Source organism: Methanococcoides sp. DA23 (assembly GCF_057593895.1).
In genome coordinates this window covers 227,325-245,974 of the sequence record NZ_CM172520.1, presented here as the reverse complement: position 1 = coordinate 245,974, position 18,650 = coordinate 227,325, and the positions used below count along the sequence as shown (strand labels likewise).

At 38.8% G+C, this 18,650-nt stretch carries 13 protein-coding genes and 1 pseudogene; 6 read left to right on the top strand and 8 right to left on the bottom strand.

Translation table 11 applies throughout. From position 1 onward, the window contains the following. Positions 1–14 precede the first annotated feature (14 nt). From AC20MK_RS01155 to AC20MK_RS01135, 5 genes are all read left to right on the top strand, one after another. Positions 15–4,139 carry a DUF7286 family protein gene (locus tag AC20MK_RS01155; protein WP_487356191.1) on the top strand — a complete coding sequence of 1,375 codons (4,125 nt, stop codon included), beginning with the start codon at positions 15–17 and terminating at the stop codon, positions 4,137–4,139. Then, positions 4,136–4,732, top strand: coding sequence for a sarcinarray family MAST domain-containing protein (locus AC20MK_RS01150; RefSeq protein ID WP_487356190.1), 597 nt, complete (start codon positions 4,136–4,138; stop codon positions 4,730–4,732). Before AC20MK_RS01155 ends, AC20MK_RS01150 begins: the two co-directional genes overlap by 4 nt. A gap of 59 nt (positions 4,733–4,791) precedes the next feature. After that, on the top strand, positions 4,792–5,202 hold the full coding sequence (locus AC20MK_RS01145) for an HIT family protein (protein WP_270096031.1): 411 nt from the start codon (positions 4,792–4,794) through the stop codon (positions 5,200–5,202). A gap of 218 nt (positions 5,203–5,420) precedes the next feature. Beyond that, a complete protein-coding gene (locus AC20MK_RS01140) occupies positions 5,421–5,852 on the top strand; it encodes a very short patch repair endonuclease (RefSeq protein ID WP_487356189.1) in 432 nt (143 codons plus the stop codon). Between the two features lie 224 nt (positions 5,853–6,076). Further along, positions 6,077–7,255 carry a restriction endonuclease gene (locus AC20MK_RS01135; RefSeq protein ID WP_487356188.1) on the top strand — a complete coding sequence of 393 codons (1,179 nt, stop codon included), beginning with the start codon at positions 6,077–6,079 and terminating at the stop codon, positions 7,253–7,255. A gap of 675 nt (positions 7,256–7,930) precedes the next feature. Here the strand turns inward: AC20MK_RS01135 and AC20MK_RS01130 are convergent. Both AC20MK_RS01130 and AC20MK_RS01125 read right to left on the bottom strand, forming a co-directional pair. Continuing rightward, positions 7,931–9,556, bottom strand: a complete 1,626-nt coding sequence (locus tag AC20MK_RS01130; RefSeq protein WP_487356187.1) for a DNA cytosine methyltransferase — start codon at positions 9,554–9,556, stop codon at positions 7,931–7,933. A 104-nt stretch (positions 9,557–9,660) separates the two neighbouring features. Next, entirely contained in the window at positions 9,661–11,007 is a 1,347-nt protein-coding gene (locus tag AC20MK_RS01125; RefSeq protein ID WP_487356186.1) for a Sau3AI family type II restriction endonuclease, read from the bottom strand. Between the two features lie 390 nt (positions 11,008–11,397). Here AC20MK_RS01125 and AC20MK_RS01120 point away from each other — a divergent pair, with 390 nt between their 5' ends. Next, a complete protein-coding gene (locus AC20MK_RS01120; RefSeq protein WP_487356185.1) occupies positions 11,398–11,640 on the top strand; it encodes a hypothetical protein in 243 nt (80 codons plus the stop codon). A gap of 226 nt (positions 11,641–11,866) precedes the next feature. Here the strand turns inward: AC20MK_RS01120 and AC20MK_RS01115 are convergent, their stop codons facing one another. The 6 genes and pseudogenes from AC20MK_RS01115 to AC20MK_RS01090 form a co-directional block, all read right to left on the bottom strand. After that, complete coding sequence (locus AC20MK_RS01115) at positions 11,867–12,340, bottom strand: hypothetical protein (protein ID WP_487356184.1); 474 nt, start codon at positions 12,338–12,340, stop codon at positions 11,867–11,869. A gap of 498 nt (positions 12,341–12,838) precedes the next feature. After that, positions 12,839–13,498 (bottom strand): hypothetical protein, encoded by a 660-nt coding sequence (locus AC20MK_RS01110; protein ID WP_487356183.1) that lies wholly within the window; start codon positions 13,496–13,498, stop codon positions 12,839–12,841. A 235-nt stretch (positions 13,499–13,733) separates the two neighbouring features. Then, positions 13,734–14,690 carry a protein NO VEIN domain-containing protein gene (locus tag AC20MK_RS01105; RefSeq protein ID WP_487356182.1) on the bottom strand — a complete coding sequence of 319 codons (957 nt, stop codon included), beginning with the start codon at positions 14,688–14,690 and terminating at the stop codon, positions 13,734–13,736. Continuing rightward, positions 14,665–16,632, bottom strand: coding sequence for a DEAD/DEAH box helicase (locus AC20MK_RS01100; protein WP_487356181.1), 1,968 nt, complete (start codon positions 16,630–16,632; stop codon positions 14,665–14,667). Before AC20MK_RS01100 ends, AC20MK_RS01105 begins: the two co-directional genes overlap by 26 nt. A gap of 5 nt (positions 16,633–16,637) precedes the next feature. Continuing rightward, the gene (locus tag AC20MK_RS01095; protein ID WP_487356180.1) at positions 16,638–17,933 is read right to left on the bottom strand and encodes a hypothetical protein; all 1,296 of its coding nucleotides are present in this window, start codon (positions 17,931–17,933) and stop codon (positions 16,638–16,640) included. A 599-nt stretch (positions 17,934–18,532) separates the two neighbouring features. Beyond that, positions 18,533–18,649 (bottom strand): annotated as a pseudogene (locus tag AC20MK_RS01090) (ISNCY family transposase); the annotation flags it as partial. Position 18,650: the final 1 nt, after the last annotated feature.

The following is an 18,650-nucleotide window of genomic DNA, read 5'->3' as shown; positions in this document are numbered from 1 at the left end:
TGGCAGGTGGTGCTATGAAAAACGATGCCTTTTCACTACAAAAGAATGCACAGAGCCTAAGAACGAAGTTAGCTGCATGCACCCATGGTGCGCTCATTAAAAGGCCAATAGCATTCATACGCAATAATGATGCATACATACCGTTCTCTGTCATCGGTATCTTTGTGATCCTGGGTGCAGTGTTCGCATCTGCATATTTTTTACAGACGGACTATGAGATCGCACAAACAATATACACCACCGAAAGGACGGACCCTGAAACAGCAGCCCTAGGTTTTGCGTCTGCCGACCTTTCAAGGTGCCTTAATTATGCAGGCATGGAAGCTCTTCAATGGAAAGGGGAACATCCCATAATACAGCCCTTAAGCGCGTCTGCCAGATCGTCCTCGGAAGATGACTTCATACTGACCGCTGTGACCCATGACCTCGAAGCAGGAGATACATTGAAGGTGAGGATAGAACTGCCCTCTGATGTCTGGCAAAGCATATCTTCCATATGGAAGGACCAGAGCATAGTTCTCAAAGTGAAAGATAGCAACGGGAAGATCGTATGGGAAGTGAACCATGGTGAAGCTGTCAGTTTCTGGAGAAAGGTGTCCTTCGAAGAACTTATCCCATTACCAAAGGATATCGATCCCGGATATGGAACTATCGAACTGGAATGCGGGACCAATGTAAAAGCAACCGACTGGTTCAGCATAGCAATGGACCCTGTCAAGGATATCACTGCGAAGCGTTTCAATGAACTGATAAACGGTAACTATCAGAATGAAACATATGTGTATGGCAGATATGCCATCAACATCGAGCCCGACATCAAACCCCATCAGATAATTATAGAGGGCATCAATGGCACCCTTGACAGACAGATCGAACATGTTAATACTACCTATATTATCTACCACACTTTCTCAATCAAGGATCTGAACTACACATTCATCGACCTTGAGAACGGTGAAAGCGTCAGACGCACCATGGACGTTTCCACCCTGGTGACATCCAGGGAGCCACTGCTCGAGGAGTTGACGAATGAGTACGAACGTTCCCTTAACAGTGCCGTGGCATCGAACATCGTTCTGGGAACAATGAACATCCGCTCTTTTACCTACGGCCCCTGGCAGCATTATGCGAACGGACCACTGAACATAATCACCGACCCATCCCTTGCTTCCGCAGTGAACCTGGGCACAGTATATACCCAAAAACGTACTTTCGATTCAGTGGACCCAATGGAGCTTATGTACACCACCTACTATTCCGAGAAGGTCTTCCAGGAAGATCTACACGGGACCGCCAGTGGCTATGGAATGAACGGCTCTTCGAACCTGACAGATATATCGGAAGAACTTGCAAGCAGCGGTTCGTTCAGTGCTGATATTAAAAAGGAGGTCAGTAATTCCATGGATGATGACGGCACAAGTTTCGAACAGGTCGAAGAAAGGTCCCAGATAACCGTTTCTGCCACAGACTACATCCCGAGTGTAATTGATGGATGGGCATTCGATGACCATGCCTGGCAGGGAAAGGACAACGACCTTATACACAATGTGGCCCGGGAGATCTATTCTGCAGATGTACAGGCGCAGGTGGAGAGAGATGGATTCAATGGAACAGAAGCCATTGAAACAACAACATCCATCGAGATAACAAATTCCTCCCAGGGAATACAAACTATCGAGTGGGATGTTGCATACGACAATACGGGCACACATGCTGGAGCATTATATCCTTCCTACCCCTGGAAACATAGCATGAATGTCACCCACAGAGAAACCCTTACACCATCCATTGTTCCCCCAAAGGGGACCCTGCAAAGCTGGGAACTTACATCGTCCGGCATTTCGCTGGAATCGAATGTTGTGGAGGTCACAATAGTCCCTGCATCCAGGCACAGCGGGAATGATGAGCTTACCAACATGATGTATGAAGACGGATACCGCATGCATGAGAACCATTCATTTGACTGGACAATAGATTATGATGTAAAATATAGTATAAGGTCAGACTGGAAGATCGACTACACTTATTCCTACAGATATAAATGGAAAAAGTTCATAGGCTGGGGACATAACAACGCTGGGAAGTACAAGAAATATAAGACGGTCTATTCCACAGGAACCGGCTCAGCCACAGACCATGTGACGACAATAGTCACCAATTCCACCAAGCATACTGAGACCGAGACCGAGAACTTAAGCATCGTCTATCATAAACGCCCCCCGGCCGGCACCTACTCCGGCCTTGACAGATATTCCGACCCCATAGAAAGGGAGTATCGCATCACCACCATAGAAATGGATGGAAAGCAATTGGAGGACAAGGCTTGCAGCGATGCAGCGGACAAATATGCTGAGCAGTATGTGGATATCTACGAGATAGAGAGTAATTATGAGATTTTCACTGACGGCCACCATTTACCGCAATATACAATTGAGTGTGAGGTTCCCGAATGGATACACAGGAAGATGGCAGATGAAGTGCTGGAAATGTTCAGCTCGGTGGAAGCCGACAATCCCGCTGTGACGGTATCCCTGATGGATAACCTTGGCGAGGACCCCACCCAATTGAGATATGAAGCTGCCAAGGAGCTGGCCAAGGACCTTGAAGATGACACTGACCTATATGTGGACAAAAACTCCCACCTAACAGATGGAAAAATGCTTGCCAACAGCGATGCTGCACGCTACATTGCCAAGAACGAGGCATACCTGAAGCTGGAGAAGGAGATAAGGTCACAGAACAGGAAGTTGAACGCTGACCTTAATGGATACATACTGGAGAAATTGCAGAAAGCAGGTGCAGATATCCCGGGACTTGACGGGAATCTGCTAAGCAGTGTGACAGGTGGTTCGTTCTCCCTTTTCAACAACCCTGCCATATCCAGGGCCGGAGATGCCCTTGCCAACGACATGGGGATCATTGATACCATGACCATCACCTGCATGCCTGAAAGCAAGTACAGCTGGACCGAAGGAATGACGCTGGTAGTGGACCAGAAACCCAATTATCTTTACCATGACCCTGATTTTGATCTCAGCATCGGATATGAGCTTAAGGACCCGAAAGGAGCTACCATCTATCCCCTAGGAGTGAGGAACACCTGTGTCTTCTCCACCGGTATCGCAGACGATATTGCAGGGCTGCTCGAAGATGCCAGCAGCCCCGCCAAAGAGGCCACCTCACAGATTGTCAGCAAAAGCATTGCAGACCTTAATTCAGAAGTGAGGTCCCTTGAACAGAACCTCAGTGAGCAAGCCCTGACCCTTGATACGACCACCCTGGATACGCATGTGAACGGCCTTACACGCACATACAGCACAGAGATGAGGTACAGGATACCTGAAAAGATAGCGCAACAGGTGAACGATGATCCTGTGGTCAGTGCATGGATAGACAGCGGTTCAGTTGTGGCGATCACAAAGAATTACCTTGACGGACTGTCGAACCGTGAGATAATCAATGCATCTGCCAAGGGCAGCCTGCCCCTGGAAATGAGTGAAAGGTTGAAGGCTCAGGTAAGAAGGGACAATCCCCCTCTGACAGGCGATGAGATGGAAGCGGTGCTGAACCGCCTTGATACCGATGTGAGAATAGGGACCGCCGAAGGCGTAAGTGTTGTGATAGTGGATAATTCTGCAATGATCGATGCATCCTTTTCAGCGGTCAATGATGAACTACAGGGTTTGGTCGATGCTTCGTATGCACAGATTAACGAAGCAGCGGCGGAAAAAGTGGCTAAAAGACTGGAGAAAACAATGGAAGCGGTGCCAATGGGGCTGCCGGTGTTGCCGCCTAATTGGGTGTTTACTGTGAATGTGTGGACCTATGAAGTGGTGGGGAAATATGAGTACTTTAAGGTTACAGATGGGGATAATGAGGTCATTTTGAATATGGATGATGGGCACGAAGGACAGGTCTATGTGAGGGAAGATGTACCTATTTATCATCCATTTAAAGTAGAACATAATGGAAAACCAATTACTCTTGGTAAAAATAATCGAATTATTTTTGAATTTGAGGGATATGCAGCAACTATTGTAGGAACCGGACCAAAAGGAGTCGGAGATAAGATGGGAGCAAGAACTGAAAAATCCATAGGATATGATAATCTTTTAGATGAATACGAGGCTAAAATATGAAAATAAGAGGTATAATAATTGTTGCTTTTTTGTTGTTATTACCAACTGTTGTGACAGCATATGAATATCCATATGGAGAAGTGTACACTTATGAAGTATATTACAACGGAGAAATGCAGGGAGTGGATGCAGCTAAACCTGTTTTGAAAATTGGAGAACCATTTACAGTTGCTATTGAATTTACTGTTTATCAAGATAGTTTTGTGTATGTAGAACTAACAGAATTGGGAAATGATAACTTTGAAATTATCGAAGGTCCTACATCTCAATTGGGAACATACAATGAAGGAGACTTCTGCAAAAATAATTCTACATTAAGTTATGAATGGAAAGTTAAACCTACTGATAATTGGGCAGGCGGATCCATACCTTTAGATATTTACTATTCAATCATAGAACCATATAATACGGAACCTCTTGTAAATGCTGGTTTTACTGCCCTCTACCCATACATCTCCACCGAATACTACGAAGGCAGACCAACCCCCGAAGAACCGACAGAAACTGAGAATAAACAAACTCCGGCATTCACCCTCCCCTCAGCACTGCTCGCAATAGCATTACTAGCAACATACAACAGATACAGGAAATAATCCATTTCCGGCAGAATATTATAAATAAGTGGAACTGAACTATTATAAGGAGTCAAAATATGGATTGTCTGTTCTGCAATATAATAAAGGGAGATATCCCATCCCACAAGATCTATGAAGACGAGGAGACCTATGCTTTCCTTGACATAAACCCCTGTTCCAGAGGGCATACCGTGGTTGTCCCAAAAAAACACTACGACAGCTTTACCGATATGCCAACGGAAGATGCAGGTTCCCTTTTCGCCACCGTGAAAATGCTAACCGGGATGTTAGAGGATGCCATGTCAGCAGACGGCTCGAACGTCGGTCTCAATAACAAAGCTGCTGCCGGTCAGGTAGTGCCGCATGTGCATGTTCACATCATTCCGAGAATGGATGGGGATAATGGCGGTTCAATGCATTCGATAGTATCTGTCAGCGGTGCAGGGAACGATCTGGAAGAGCTGGCTGAGATGTTGAGGGTTGATTGAGGGTAATCCTCATTTTTTTGCATATCGGAAGATTATTTTGTTAATTCAAAGAGGATTATTTTCCTGCGGTCCTTTATTCTATCAGATCCATCCCTTATTTGATGAAACCTATAATTCAATTCCCCAGAATATTTTACAGAACCATTTCTTAATTGTTGAAACAAATGCAATGATTGGCCATTGTAGTACAAACCACCAAAAGGAATGAAATGTAGAACATGAAAAAAGAATACATTCGTGACGGCCGAGCCCCAATACCCAAGTCAGAGGTCACCTCCAGGGTAATGAGTGCGAATGTCGGCAAGAACACTAAGCCTGAGCTCATACTTCGAAAGGCATTAAGAGATATCGGCATCCCCGGTTACCGCATACATTGGAAAAGAGCAGTTGGCCATCCAGATATAGCCTATCCTGGTAGAAAGATAGCCATATTCGTCAACGGTTGCTACTGGCACAGATGCCCTTACTGCAACCTCCCCCTCCCGAAGTCCAACACCGAGTTCTGGGCAAACAAGTTCAAGAAGAATATTGAAAGGGATGCAGAGAAAAAACGTAAACTTGAAGAGGATGGATGGACCGTGCTAGTGTTCTGGGAATGTCAAATAAAGAAGGATGTCCTTGCTTGTGCCAAAAAGGTAAAAGAAGTGTAGGAAGGGAAATCTCATTAATCAATCTATTTTTGAAGAACATATTTAGAATCTTTATAGATTTTTCTAATGAAATCATCTTAAAAAAGTTCTAAATAATATGAGTAATAAAGTTTTAGAAGGTTCTAATGAAGATAAGACTTAACCAGACCTTTTGGATACCTAACCCTGAAATCAGGAAAAATAATGGACTCGACATAAAGTCCCCCGAAGGGTAGGAGAATTATTTGAAACTAACTAAAGGGAATTCTGAAAAACATATCGACATCAATAAAGGAATTTCATTTACCAAGACAACTAAAGGAACTATAAGAAGGGGAGTCATCATATTCCACACCAACCCATTCAAAAAAGACAAAACTGATACTCCCTGGGTTGACATCGTCAATCAGGCAGAGGGATGGGTAATATACAATGGTGATAATAAAAGCTTTTTGAAAAAGGCAGGAGAATCAAGTGGGAATAGAACAGTTGAGGAAGCCTTTGAATTGTATGGTTCACAGAATAGAGAAAAAAGACTCCTTGCGCCACCCATATTAATCTTCTCACAAGAGAAAATCAGTGGGAAAATAAAAGGATATAGATCCTTCATAGGGTATGGACTCGTAACAGACATAGACATCAGAACACAATACGAAAAGAAGACTAACAATGTCTTCACAAATTATGTGTTCAAGGTCGTTCTTTTCAACTTAGACAAAGAAAATGCCACCTTTGATTGGGAATGGATAGACAAGAGAAGGGACTCACTTGTAAGTGATGAGGATGCTTTAAAATATGCACCATCCGCCTGGATCGATTGGGTCGAAAGAGGTGAAACAGCTCTCGATGACTCAAGGCTGAAGATACATTGCTACAAGATTAAAAAAAAAGCAGAGCAAATCAATCTGACTAAAGCAGAACAGGTGACATTGGAAAAGGTATATTCTCACTATAAGGACAAAAAACACTATTTTGAAAGCCTAGCTTCTTTGGTAGCAAAAAGAATCCTTGGAGATGAGTATTCCAGAGGTTGGATCACCAAACGGTCTGGTGACGGAGGCATCGATTTTGTAGGCAGGCTTGATATAGGCAAGTTTGATTTTGGCACATCTCTCGTTGTTCTCGGACAAGCCAAATGTACAGAATCAGGAATAAGTGGCAGTGATCTCGCAAGGGTCGCAGCCAGGCTGCAAAGAGGATGGCTTGGAGTATATGTGACAACGCACTATTTCACAGAAGCCGCACAGAAGGAACTGCATGAAGATAAGTATCCAATAGTACTTGTCAACGGAAAGGCATTGGCTCAACAACTTGTGCTAATGGCCAATGAAGAGAACAAGGCCATTGAAGAGATATTTGATAGAGAGGATGAATGGTTCGAAGAGAACCTGAGTCCAAAAGACCCCTCAAAGATACTTGATTAATATGGATGAAAGCAATTTCGAATACGACATCAAATTAGAGAAAGAGGTTTCAAAGTTCTTAGAAATATACTTCTATAGAACAAAACTAGTCCGTGATTTCTAGAGATATGAATCAAAAGACGAACAAGATAGAAATGGAATGTTAGATTTTCCATTGGAAATCTAAAATGTCTCATTGTTGATGAAAAGGCACAAACCGATTATGTTAACGAAGATTTACCTACAAATGCTTTTGAAGTTGAAAGCATTGGAAAATATGGGAATCTAAAAACCGGGTGGCTTATCGATAAGAACAAAGAGACACAATACTATCTAATCATATGGATTTGGGGCAATAAAACTGAAGATTTCAAATGTGAAGATATAGCAAAGCTTGAATGCATCCTTGTTAAAAGAGATAAAGTAAAGGAATTTATAACCTCAAGGGGAATAATTCTAGACTTAATTCCAGAAATCTGCCAATATATACGTGAAAATTATAGAGACCATGATGACGAAATTGTGAGGCAAAATGAATTCAATTATTGACAATGTTACTTCACATACAGTCTTCAAAAAAAAGAAAAACCAATAAACATCGTCGTTAGAAAATATATCTTAAAAAAATTGGCTGATAGACGCCTTACCTTAGAAAAAAAGGGTAATGTCGTTAAAACAATCTTCACGACATGACCTTTACTTCAACTGTTTCACAAAATGATCACATGCATACAAGCCTGCTACTATCCTCACAGGAACCTTGTCCCTTTTAATAGCTATCTTGCGACCAGAGTTGTCTACCATTATATCATCTTCTGGGAAATGTCTATCGATAACTTCCTTCATCACATCCAAAGCCCTCTCAGGCGTGATATGTTCGGTGGTACAACTGCAAACATATGAGTTTTGGAGATCAACATGAGTCATATCGATAGTATTGAATGTACTATGAACATCTTCCTTGAAAGCTTCGAACCCTTCTATATCCTTAGCGATATCATCTACCTTGCATTCATCAGGCTTGCACATCAAGGCATTTTTCCCACTTCCCTGATGCAGCACACATGACCATTTGACCATTCCATTTTCGAAATCCGATGCATTGCTGTTGAGCTCAACCCTGAACCCCCTGATCTTGATATAAGGGATATGTGTAGCAAACTTGGCCTCTGCTTTCTTGGCTTTCTGCTCCTTCAATTCGTTCTTGGTACCTGTGAGATCTACAGAAGGTTTAGTGGCTGGTAAAGGTATGAACTCAATAGGAGGTTCAATTTTCTCTTTTTCAAGTATTGCTTTAGCTAGAGCAGATGAAAGTTTAGCACATACTGCATTACCCACTAAACGATATTTAGAAGATTCATTGTTTGCTTGGAACTGGTACGTGATCGGGAATGACATAAAAGAAGCAATCTCCCTTATCGTTGGGAGCCTGTAGCCCATATGCTTTCCGTCCTTGTCTAGAGCTTCAAATATCATAGATTCGCGTGTGGAGGCAGACCTAGTGGCCATAACTGTCCTACTTGGCCTATCCAGATTTTCAGGGAATGACATCTTACCCATGAATCCATGATCTTCTTTCAATCTCTTAGCCCTCTTCCATTCAAAATCTGCTACACGGCTATCATAGAAATGGTCAGTAAGATCATCTGCATTTATCGAGAATCCATAGTTAGGGTCCGTTATAGTACCATTTCTGTTGTTCTCGAATGGGTTTCTAAGTGATTCCAAGACATTCTCAATTTTCAACCAACCATCGGGCCCATCACATGTTGTTTTTGGCATCGGGAAATCACCACACATGAACCTCTTCCTGGTCTGAGGTGCACCATAGTCAGCTGCATTGAAGACATGCCTCTCCTTCATAGTAAGGTTAGGACCCTCCCCAGGAAGGCCTAGCTCCTCCCAAGTGTACTCCTCTTTGATGTAGTTGCCAGCGTTTGGTACATTCTCAAGGATCCAGTATTTGAGCACACCTTTGCTTTTCTTCCATGCAATGATACGAAGATAAGCCTCAATAAGTTGAATACCAAGGGTTTTGTCTGCCTTCCCAGCACGATTTGAGCCAGAAAATGACACACAGGGCGGACTACCTATTAACACATCCACATCAGGAACGTATTTGTCTATCTTCTCTGGCGTATCCAGTTCAAGGATGTCCAACTTGGTAGTCTTGCAATCTGGATGGTTGAGATGATGTGTATCTATTGCAGGCTGCCAATGATCAAGTGCGAACACCAGGTCGAAATCGTTCTGGCGGAAACCTTCTGAAAAACCTCCACCACCGCAGAAAAAGTCTGCTACCTTTAGTCTCCTTACGGGCATATTTCTAACAGAGGTCATTAACCTTAATATATCTTGTGATCGGAAGAAAATTAATGATGATATAAAAACTTCATTTTTTATTTACCGCATAATGATACACACGTCTATTTTTCGATCTGCTCCTTTAGATAACCAGAGTTGAGCCAGAAACTTTTCTTGACTAAATGTATCCCAGCAGGAGTTTCACATGTATCCTCTGCATTACGGGCATGGGGCCTAACATGACACACTCTGCCCTCAGCCTTCTTTGGAAGATCATGGGACCTTCCAACCTTAATCCTTTTCACGGTCTCTTGCCAGACCTTCTCCACCTCTTTTAGGTCCTCATATGGAATATTCCAGAACATTCCCTTCTTGAAGCTGAGAACATCATCCTCATCATACTGGAAGACCATAAAGAAGAACTTTTTATCCAATGTTTCTAGCAGAATAGAGTCATCCCAATTCTCTCCCACAAGTTCCTTGTACTTGAAGTAAGGGAAGGACATATCCTCTTTTGGAGTACCATTTTTCTTGAGCCTTATCGTCTTGACAGTGATATCACCTTTCTCGAACTCCTCGATCTTGTTCTTCTTCACACCGAGCATCCTTGCCGCCAAATCCGCATAATAGTTCTTTGCATCTGGATTCAAACCTTCGCCAACAGCATCATGTATCTCTGTGACGGTTTTTCCGGAATGGTCGATCAATCTATCCAGAATTATATCCTCAAATGTCTTATTGTTTGCAAACTCATCTATTGATTTAATTGCGGGTTCAGTCTCACTACTTGCTGATATTATATGGTTGACATAGCTCTGCTTAAGGCTGAATGCTCTTTGTTTGGCTAGAATATCTGAGAATGGCTGTTCTCTCAGGCTCTTGCTATTAACGCCTTTAGTACAAGCTCCCAAATATATGGTGTCACCTTCTGAAAGTTCGTGTGCCTTCCCAGCCCTTATCTTGCTGATGATAAGTTCCCAGTCATCCCTTATCATTTCAAAGTCCTTTTCGCCATAGTCCCACAAGGTGACGAGCTTTATCACATAGTCAAGACGGCTGACATTCATTTCATAGAGATAGAATATCAGCAGAAGTAGTGAGCTTTTATAGAGGAAAGAGCTTGTTCCCCACTCTTCATCAACTACATCCATGTAGTTTATCATGCTCAGTACAATTCGTTCTTTTGCTCTAACCTTACCACTCTTTAGCTTCTTCATGGGGCTGACCTTAAGCTCAACACCTGCTTCTTTGAAATCAGCGTCCTTACTTGAGTTAGGTTCATAATAAAAATAATTGCTTTCAAGATATTGTCCCAAATGCCCTTTGTTCCGGCCGCAACCTTCAATCCCTTTTTCAGCACACTCGACTTCAATATCACTGAACTTTTTTCCCACCAGTAGTTTAGCGTATCTCAGGATATCTACTGGATCAGTTATATCGTATGGTAATTCGAGCTCTGATTGATTCATCAGATTACATATTGTGGAATCTATATAAATATTGTTTGCATGTTGAGTCCGATTGAGGGGAGGAATTTAATCAAGAAGTGCTTCTGGGTCAATGCAGGTTTCCGAAGGAGCGAATCGAAAAACATCTTTGTTGCATTACATTCCAGATCAATCTCGACAAGTTGAATGCTCATGCGAAGTAGATGGTAGAGAGTTGGCATGCAATCTAAGAGTAACTTCAATTGATTCTGATAGTTTGATTAGATTCCATAGCATTTTATTCATTGCCAAAATTACTGATGAGTGCGAAAATTATTTAGCATATATACTATATTAATTATTAAAGCCGTTGAATTTTATACTTGTCAGACACATTTTATTTAAAGAAATGAAATTTATGTAGGAATTTATATGACAAAAAAAGATAATCTAAAAAACTGGATAATCGAAGCATTAAAAAATCATGACGGCACAGCATCTATAGTAGAGATATGTAAATTTGTCTGGGATAATTATGAAGTTGATTTAAGAGATTCCGGTGATCTTTTTTATACTTGGCAATATGATATAAGGTGGCAAGCTACGAATTTGCGAAAATCTGGAGTTTTGCTTTCAGCTGAAGTTAGCCCTCAAGGAATATGGGAATTGGCTTGATTTTTGGAAATTTTGTATTATATATAGCAAAATGTCAGGACTGATAACCCGTTTACTCTCAATGCTTATGTGAGAGAGATTAGAGACTTGGGGACTTTGTTGATAGTGAGCATATAACAAAGAATTAAAAGGATAGAAATAAGTTTTAAATTATTCATTAGGAATATAAGCTCAGGTTTATTAGATTTTAAGCAAGAAGCTGAGCCTACCTGAAGAATGATTTAATTCACCTTTTCACAACTAATATCCTAACACTTTCTTCTTCATGGGAAAATTGTGATATATTCTCTTTCAAATCTGTATCCCAATTGTCAGATTTAAATTGTGCTGATAATTTGGCAGTACTAAGAGCTGACACATCAAGCCATTTATCATTTTCTTTGAGAATCTCCTCTAAATCCTTTCTGAGAGGATTTTTCGCAAGAGGGAATTTTATTGAGTTAGTAATCTTGACTTCCAAAGCTGAATCATTTCCAATAAGCTTTTCACTATTGTTAAGCTTGCTTAATTTGATAACTTCAACTTTCAGTTCCTCAATATCTTCCTCAATTTCTTTTTTCATGTATACAAGTCTTGCATACTTATCAATGATTTCTTCACTTAAAAGATTAGTATCTGATGAATTATTTTCTTGATCGTCTAGTACCAATGAATATTCAACACTTTCATTTAAATTAATCATTAATTTAGCTCCTTTCAAAAGTAGATTACAGAACAAATTATTTAAAAGTAAGGCATTTAAGGTAAAAGTAATATTTATTATGATGTTTTATACACTTCAAATCACATTCTTCTCATCCCAATACAAAATAATTATCATAATTTCCTTACTTTTTTTATCATACTGATTATTAACTGCGATAGTCTCCGCCTTATTCATACGTTCCAGACATCGACTCGCAATAATCATTTCCTGCTCCAGATTCAACAAAAACCCACAGTTAGCGGTTGAGAACTCGTTCATTGATTACAATACTGGGGAAGAGTACAATGACTTTTCTCAACTGACATCCATCAAGAAAATCATCTGCAATGGAAAGAAGGCAGAGAAATACATTAAGCACTGTAATATACCAACCAGTGTTCAGTTTTTGTCAGTTCATTCATCAAGTCCGATGAACACAGCAGAAATTCCTGAAAAAATATCAAAGTGGAAAGAAGCAATATATCTTCAGTTCTGAAACTTCCCTTTTTGATTTCAAGGATAGAGAGTAAAAGTCTTTGTTGCAAAGTTTAAAAGTCTGCCTTTGTTAATTACTATATTTATAGGACCTTCCCCCTTGTTCTTTTTTGAATAGTAGAAATGAAAATCTCCATTTAATCCAATATCTGGGAACTCTTCAAGTTCGTGCCTACCATCCCTACCACTTTTTCTTATCCTTTTATTTATTTCAAGAGCATCAGCAGGATAGAGATTATTTAAAGCCAAAAAAGAAAGTAGCCTTTGTCTTTCTATAAAATAACCTTCGAACTTTAGAATATCATCGACCTTAAAATCTTTTTTTACATTTGCCCACAGCCAGGATACCAAATAGTATTCGGTTTCCTTAGAAGTATCATAAAGCCAACCTGGAATTTCTTTTCCATCTTTACAGAAACTTAGCTCAAAAGCGAATGTTGGCAATGACCTTTCGGAAACATCTGTCTTTACATAGTCATGAGCACATTTAATATCCACCTTCTTGTCCTTTTGATCATCGAAACTGAGAATGCAGTCCTTACCTTTCAATTGGTCTTCTTTATTTTCAAACCATTTTGGTTGTTCGCTACATATTTCAGGATAAAGTCGTGCTTTCAAAAACTCAGTAATAATTCTTTCAGATTTCATATCATAGGTTCTATTTGACATTATGTCCATATGATTATATTTATCATGTTAACATATAATGTTTTTGGACTTTGGCAATATTTTGTGACTATGTGGAGATCAGATAAAAAAGTGAAACTCAAATGTTAATACATAACCTTGACAAGTATGTTAAGATTGTATTTTTGATTAATTAGAGGATTTCTACAAAGCTCTTTTTTGATGTAAAAATTGCAGTTTTGTCCAAACGAATTATCCATGAAAAAGATGAATAAATGCATCCAATTTAAACCATGTTTTTGACAAAGTGCCAATTAACACATGATTTATCCCAGTCTGTTGATCCTGAAAAAATGGAAGCATGTGGATTAGAGATAATAATCGGGTTATAATCAGGCATATCAATTTGCAATCTGTCTACAAGATACAAATAATATCTACTTTTAAAACGTTTGGCCGTTTCAAACTCGTTTCTTGTCAAAAAAAAGTTTTGTCCATTGATATACGATTTGACTTCAATATACCTGTCATGGATTAAAGATGAATCTTGGTTATATGATAGAATATCAAATCCTGCGGTAGTATCTATGTCAGAAATTCTTTTAATTGAATCAGCCTTTTTTGCAATTCTCTTTTGTTCATATGACACTACAAATTCTTCTGCAATAAGACCATTTTCTTCTTTCCTTCTCAAATCTTCTTTCAATTCTTCAATCGTTTTTTTCCGTACAATTTCTGTAATCAGTTCATGTGTCAGATTAAAAAGTTCATCATCAATCAAAAAGATTGATTCATCAATATTGCCAGCATGGAAATAACCAAGGTCCTTGAGCAAATTTCTGAGCCCTGAATATTTAAAAGCGATTGAACTCTTGTTTATTACATATTTTCCGAGGTCAGTATCATATTTCACTTTTTCTTTCAATAGAAAATCCGAGTATTCTTCATTGTTAGCCAAAGTCTTGAATATTGCAACAATAAGGTCCTGTTTTTTATTTGTAGAACTTCGAAATATTTTCCCTTTTTCTTGTAGATGTAATGTGTCGCCTTGTCTATCGATGAATCTTATTCCGATAAGTAGTGCGAGTATACCTGAAGTAGGAATACGAAAGAAATTTATGTTATTTAGGCAATGTTTTTCAATATCAGACTGCTTAGTTCCCTCTTCAGTAATCCTCTGGACAACATATTCAATCTCATCAAATGATCCGAGATCGTCATTTTTCGTTATTTCGTTCGACATAGTCTTTAATCAATTCTTTAATGTCATCGTTAGCAAGCTCATCATTCAGTACATTGAAGAATAAGGGTATTTCCTGGCTTTCTATTGACTCGTTCATCCGTCTTTCCTTAAATATCAATCTGGCATGAATAGTTTCATCTATTGATTGCTCGCTAGTAAGATAGTAATAATTTGTTTCATCTTTTGGCTTCAACCCATACCGGTGGATACGATCCTTTGATTGTATGAACTGACCCGCATTGAAATTCCTTTCAAGATATATGGCGTTATGACATGCCTTATGCAAAGAGATACTTTCTGAAACCGAGAACGGGTTTGCTAATAGAACCTTGAATGAGCTATCTGAATCATGGAACTCATTTATTATTGATTCTCTGGTATCTGCATTTCTATCATTTTCATCATTATCAACAGGAACTTCCCCATATATCGCTTTAGAGGATATTCCAATTTCATCAAGATATGACATGAGGTCAAGAATGTTCTGAACAAAAATAGTCCAAATAATCACTTTATTTCCATCTTCAATTATTGGTCTTATAAGATTCTCTATTGCAACGAATTTTGCTGGTTTTTCCAAATGATCATAATTTGAAATCTTTAACAAAAATTCAGAATCATCAATCATAAGACCATCAGAAAGTCCTTGTTCTCTATAATACTCCTCAAGCGGTCTCTTGAGTAAAGCAGGGTTGGTTGCTGCCTGCATTAAGCGAATAAGCTTAGCTCTGGTAACATTATTCTGAAAAGATAGTGATTGCGTATCCCCTTGAAGAGATGCAATGTACTTCTTCTCTACGAATTCATATATCTCTCTCTGGATAGGTCCCATTTTTACACTAATTGGTTCGTTTTCTATAGGATTAGGAATTCCTAAATCGGCCTTTTTTATTCTTATATAAAAAGGAGAAATATTGTTTATCAATGAGGGAATCCTCTTGTCAGAAATATTAGAAGACATTTTCTTGAGCTGACTCATATTATATCCAATTATATCATTGGTCGGCCAGATGAACTTAAACAGATTATGTAAATCCTGGAACCCATTTGGTAAAGGAGTACCAGTAAGAACAACTCGTGAGCGACAATACCTTGAAAGTGTAAGAGCTGATTGAGCAATTTTACCCCCATCTACATTTTTGATCTTGTGTGCCTCATCAAGAACTACCATAACCCTATTCATTCGAAGGAAAGCAGCAACATCATCAACAAGATTCATTAATCCTTGATATCCAATCAAAGTTAGTTCCGAAGTTTCCTTTGAATATAGATAACTCATTTTCTCTTCTTTGCCCAATGTACCCAATAACCTTTTCGAATATGGTTTTCTGCCGAAGCATTCTTCAAATTCGTTTTCCCAGGGACCAAAGGAACTAAGTGGGCCAACAACAAGTATCTTGTCAACCTTTTTAGGGTCGTCATCAGGAAGGTTCTTTAGGTAAGTGTATGCTCCATAAACGATACTTGTTTTACCGGCTCCAGGAACAGAAAAGTTACATGCGTTCTGTGAAAATGCCAAGTGATATGCAGACAATAGTTGTAGAGGATACAAAGTTCTTTCTGGTAGGTACGTGCTCAAAGAATCTGAGAATTTTTTGAAATCGTCTCGATCACATATATTCTCTTTGATTTCTTCAGCTTTCTTTGAAAAAATTGTGAAATTTTCTTCTTCACGATAATACTCTTCCATTACATGTTGCATTTTTTGAGTATGGTCTTCTGAGAGCCCATACCTACTCAAAAGCTTATGAATCTTCTTCAAGACAATTTCTTTATCATCTAGCTTAAATGGAACTCTAATTGTGTTCCCATCTTTTACTGAGGCATGAAGAAAATTAAGAAGGAATGATTTTACTGAGGCATCAGACAATGCATCTTCAACATCACCTGACAGAACATAATCACCATTCTCTTCATCCAAATCCAAGGTTATTTTTGGCATCGTAATCAGCACTTATAATCATTAATTGCTTCAATGTATTCAGAGGAATATTTGTTGATTTCTTGAAGGATAATAACAAGCTCTTCGTTTGTGAAGAATTCTTCTGTTTCCATGCTCACGGATTTTAATGCATTAAGTGCTCTTTTAGAAAGTTCTAATGGTTTGTTTGCATCGTTCAAATCCCGGAGTTTGCTTTCTACATTGTCTAAATTATCTTTAAGAACTTTTTCTGCTTCCTTTTTCCAGTCTCTATCTCTTGCATGGAGAATCTTAGATAAATCTTCATCAGGATTTTCATCTCTATATTCTTGTACTGGTTTTTCAGGGATTTTTCTGACCGAGTTCTTGTGATTTTCTAAGAACGAACTCCATAATTCTTTTGATTTGCAGAAAATGCTTCCTTTTTTACTAGGTTGTGCTATGATTCTAAAATCTTTACCTTCATGCCTCGCGCGGATGTAATCAAAACACAAAAGTGTCAGTTCATTTAAATCCATCTCATCATAATCCCAATCAACCATCTGTGAACCGCTTCCTTCATACCTTTTCAAGTATCTGCTGAGATCAACGAAGGGTCCTTCAGTCTTATCGAGACGAGTATAAATGCCATCGTAGTTGAGATATGTCAAGTATTGCTCCATGAGATTCATTGTTCCAATCCACTTTTTGATTTGACTCTCATCTTCAAGCATCATATTTGCTATATCTGAGGGTGAAAAACCATATCCAAGCAAATCTTTGATTTTCAGATATTTCTCAATAGGATTATAGTCAAGTTTCTCGTCTTCACCCATCTGATAAGTGGTCTCTAATCTTTGGATTTCTTTCGGATCCGCATCTTCTGGTAATATTACTGATATGAAATATCTGCAATTTTCAACATCATTTCCTTTCTTTCGCCAGTTTTCTCTTTCTGCATAAATTTTATTGAGAAGCATTGATCTTCTATTACCATCAATAATTATCCCATCTGCTGTCACAATACCATAGTTCTTCTGTCCATTCTCAACAAGATTTTGTTCTGTCATCTTGTTTCTGTCTTTCTTTGAATCCCAGAGGAACTTCTCAACAATTTTCTTATGGACTGAGTCTTCTGCATTTATTTTGTAGTATTGCTTTTCAAAGCTCTTCACAGAACTACCAATCCTACCATTATACTTATTGTAGATTAGATAGTCTAGAGGTATCTTGTAAGCATTGAATTCCTTCATTTCCCCTTTGTACCTCATGCGGATTCCCGTCATGTACGGGCCTTGTCCCTTCATTTCGTCCAATTTTTCAATTCTGAGTGATTTGTCCATCTTTTACGACCTTCTTTGATATTTGAATACGACAGATGTGTTGCTATTTTCAATTAGCTGAATGACGTTGATATTTGAAATATTATATATAGCAAATTTAATTAAAGATACAATTCAATGAAATTATTTATGATTATCTTGAAATTAGCAATTACATTTTTAAATAATACATATAGATTCTATAAAAATTACATAATCGTATATAAATATTTTTATTTTAAATTGTTTGATTTATTCCAAAACAATTCAATCATATCATTCCCGCATAGCATAAACTCAAAATCGATTAAAAAATATAAAAATTAAAGATAAGGGTAGCTCCCACTCACGTGTTATTCTTGAAAGCTGCAGACTGAGCATTATATGAAACATATCAAATATTGAGCCTTAACAAAAAAAAGGAGAATCAGAGATGGAAACGCGTAAGGCTAGTCACATCTCTTATCAAAGGCCATACCACTTTTGGATTGTAAAGGTCTTTTAAAAAATCAATTATAAATGACCTGTTAGTTTTCTCGGAAAAATTATTGAAAAATAAGATTGCTATGAAATAATGAAATAGTCCCGCCCAGCTTATTAACAAAACAATATAGTCCTAAAATTGTCCATTTAATATGATTATGTACTCGTTCGCATTCACTCCCATGTGAATGATCTTCATCGAATCTATCGTGTTCAATGTTCTTGTTTCGCAGGTGCGTACCTGCTTGTTTTTCA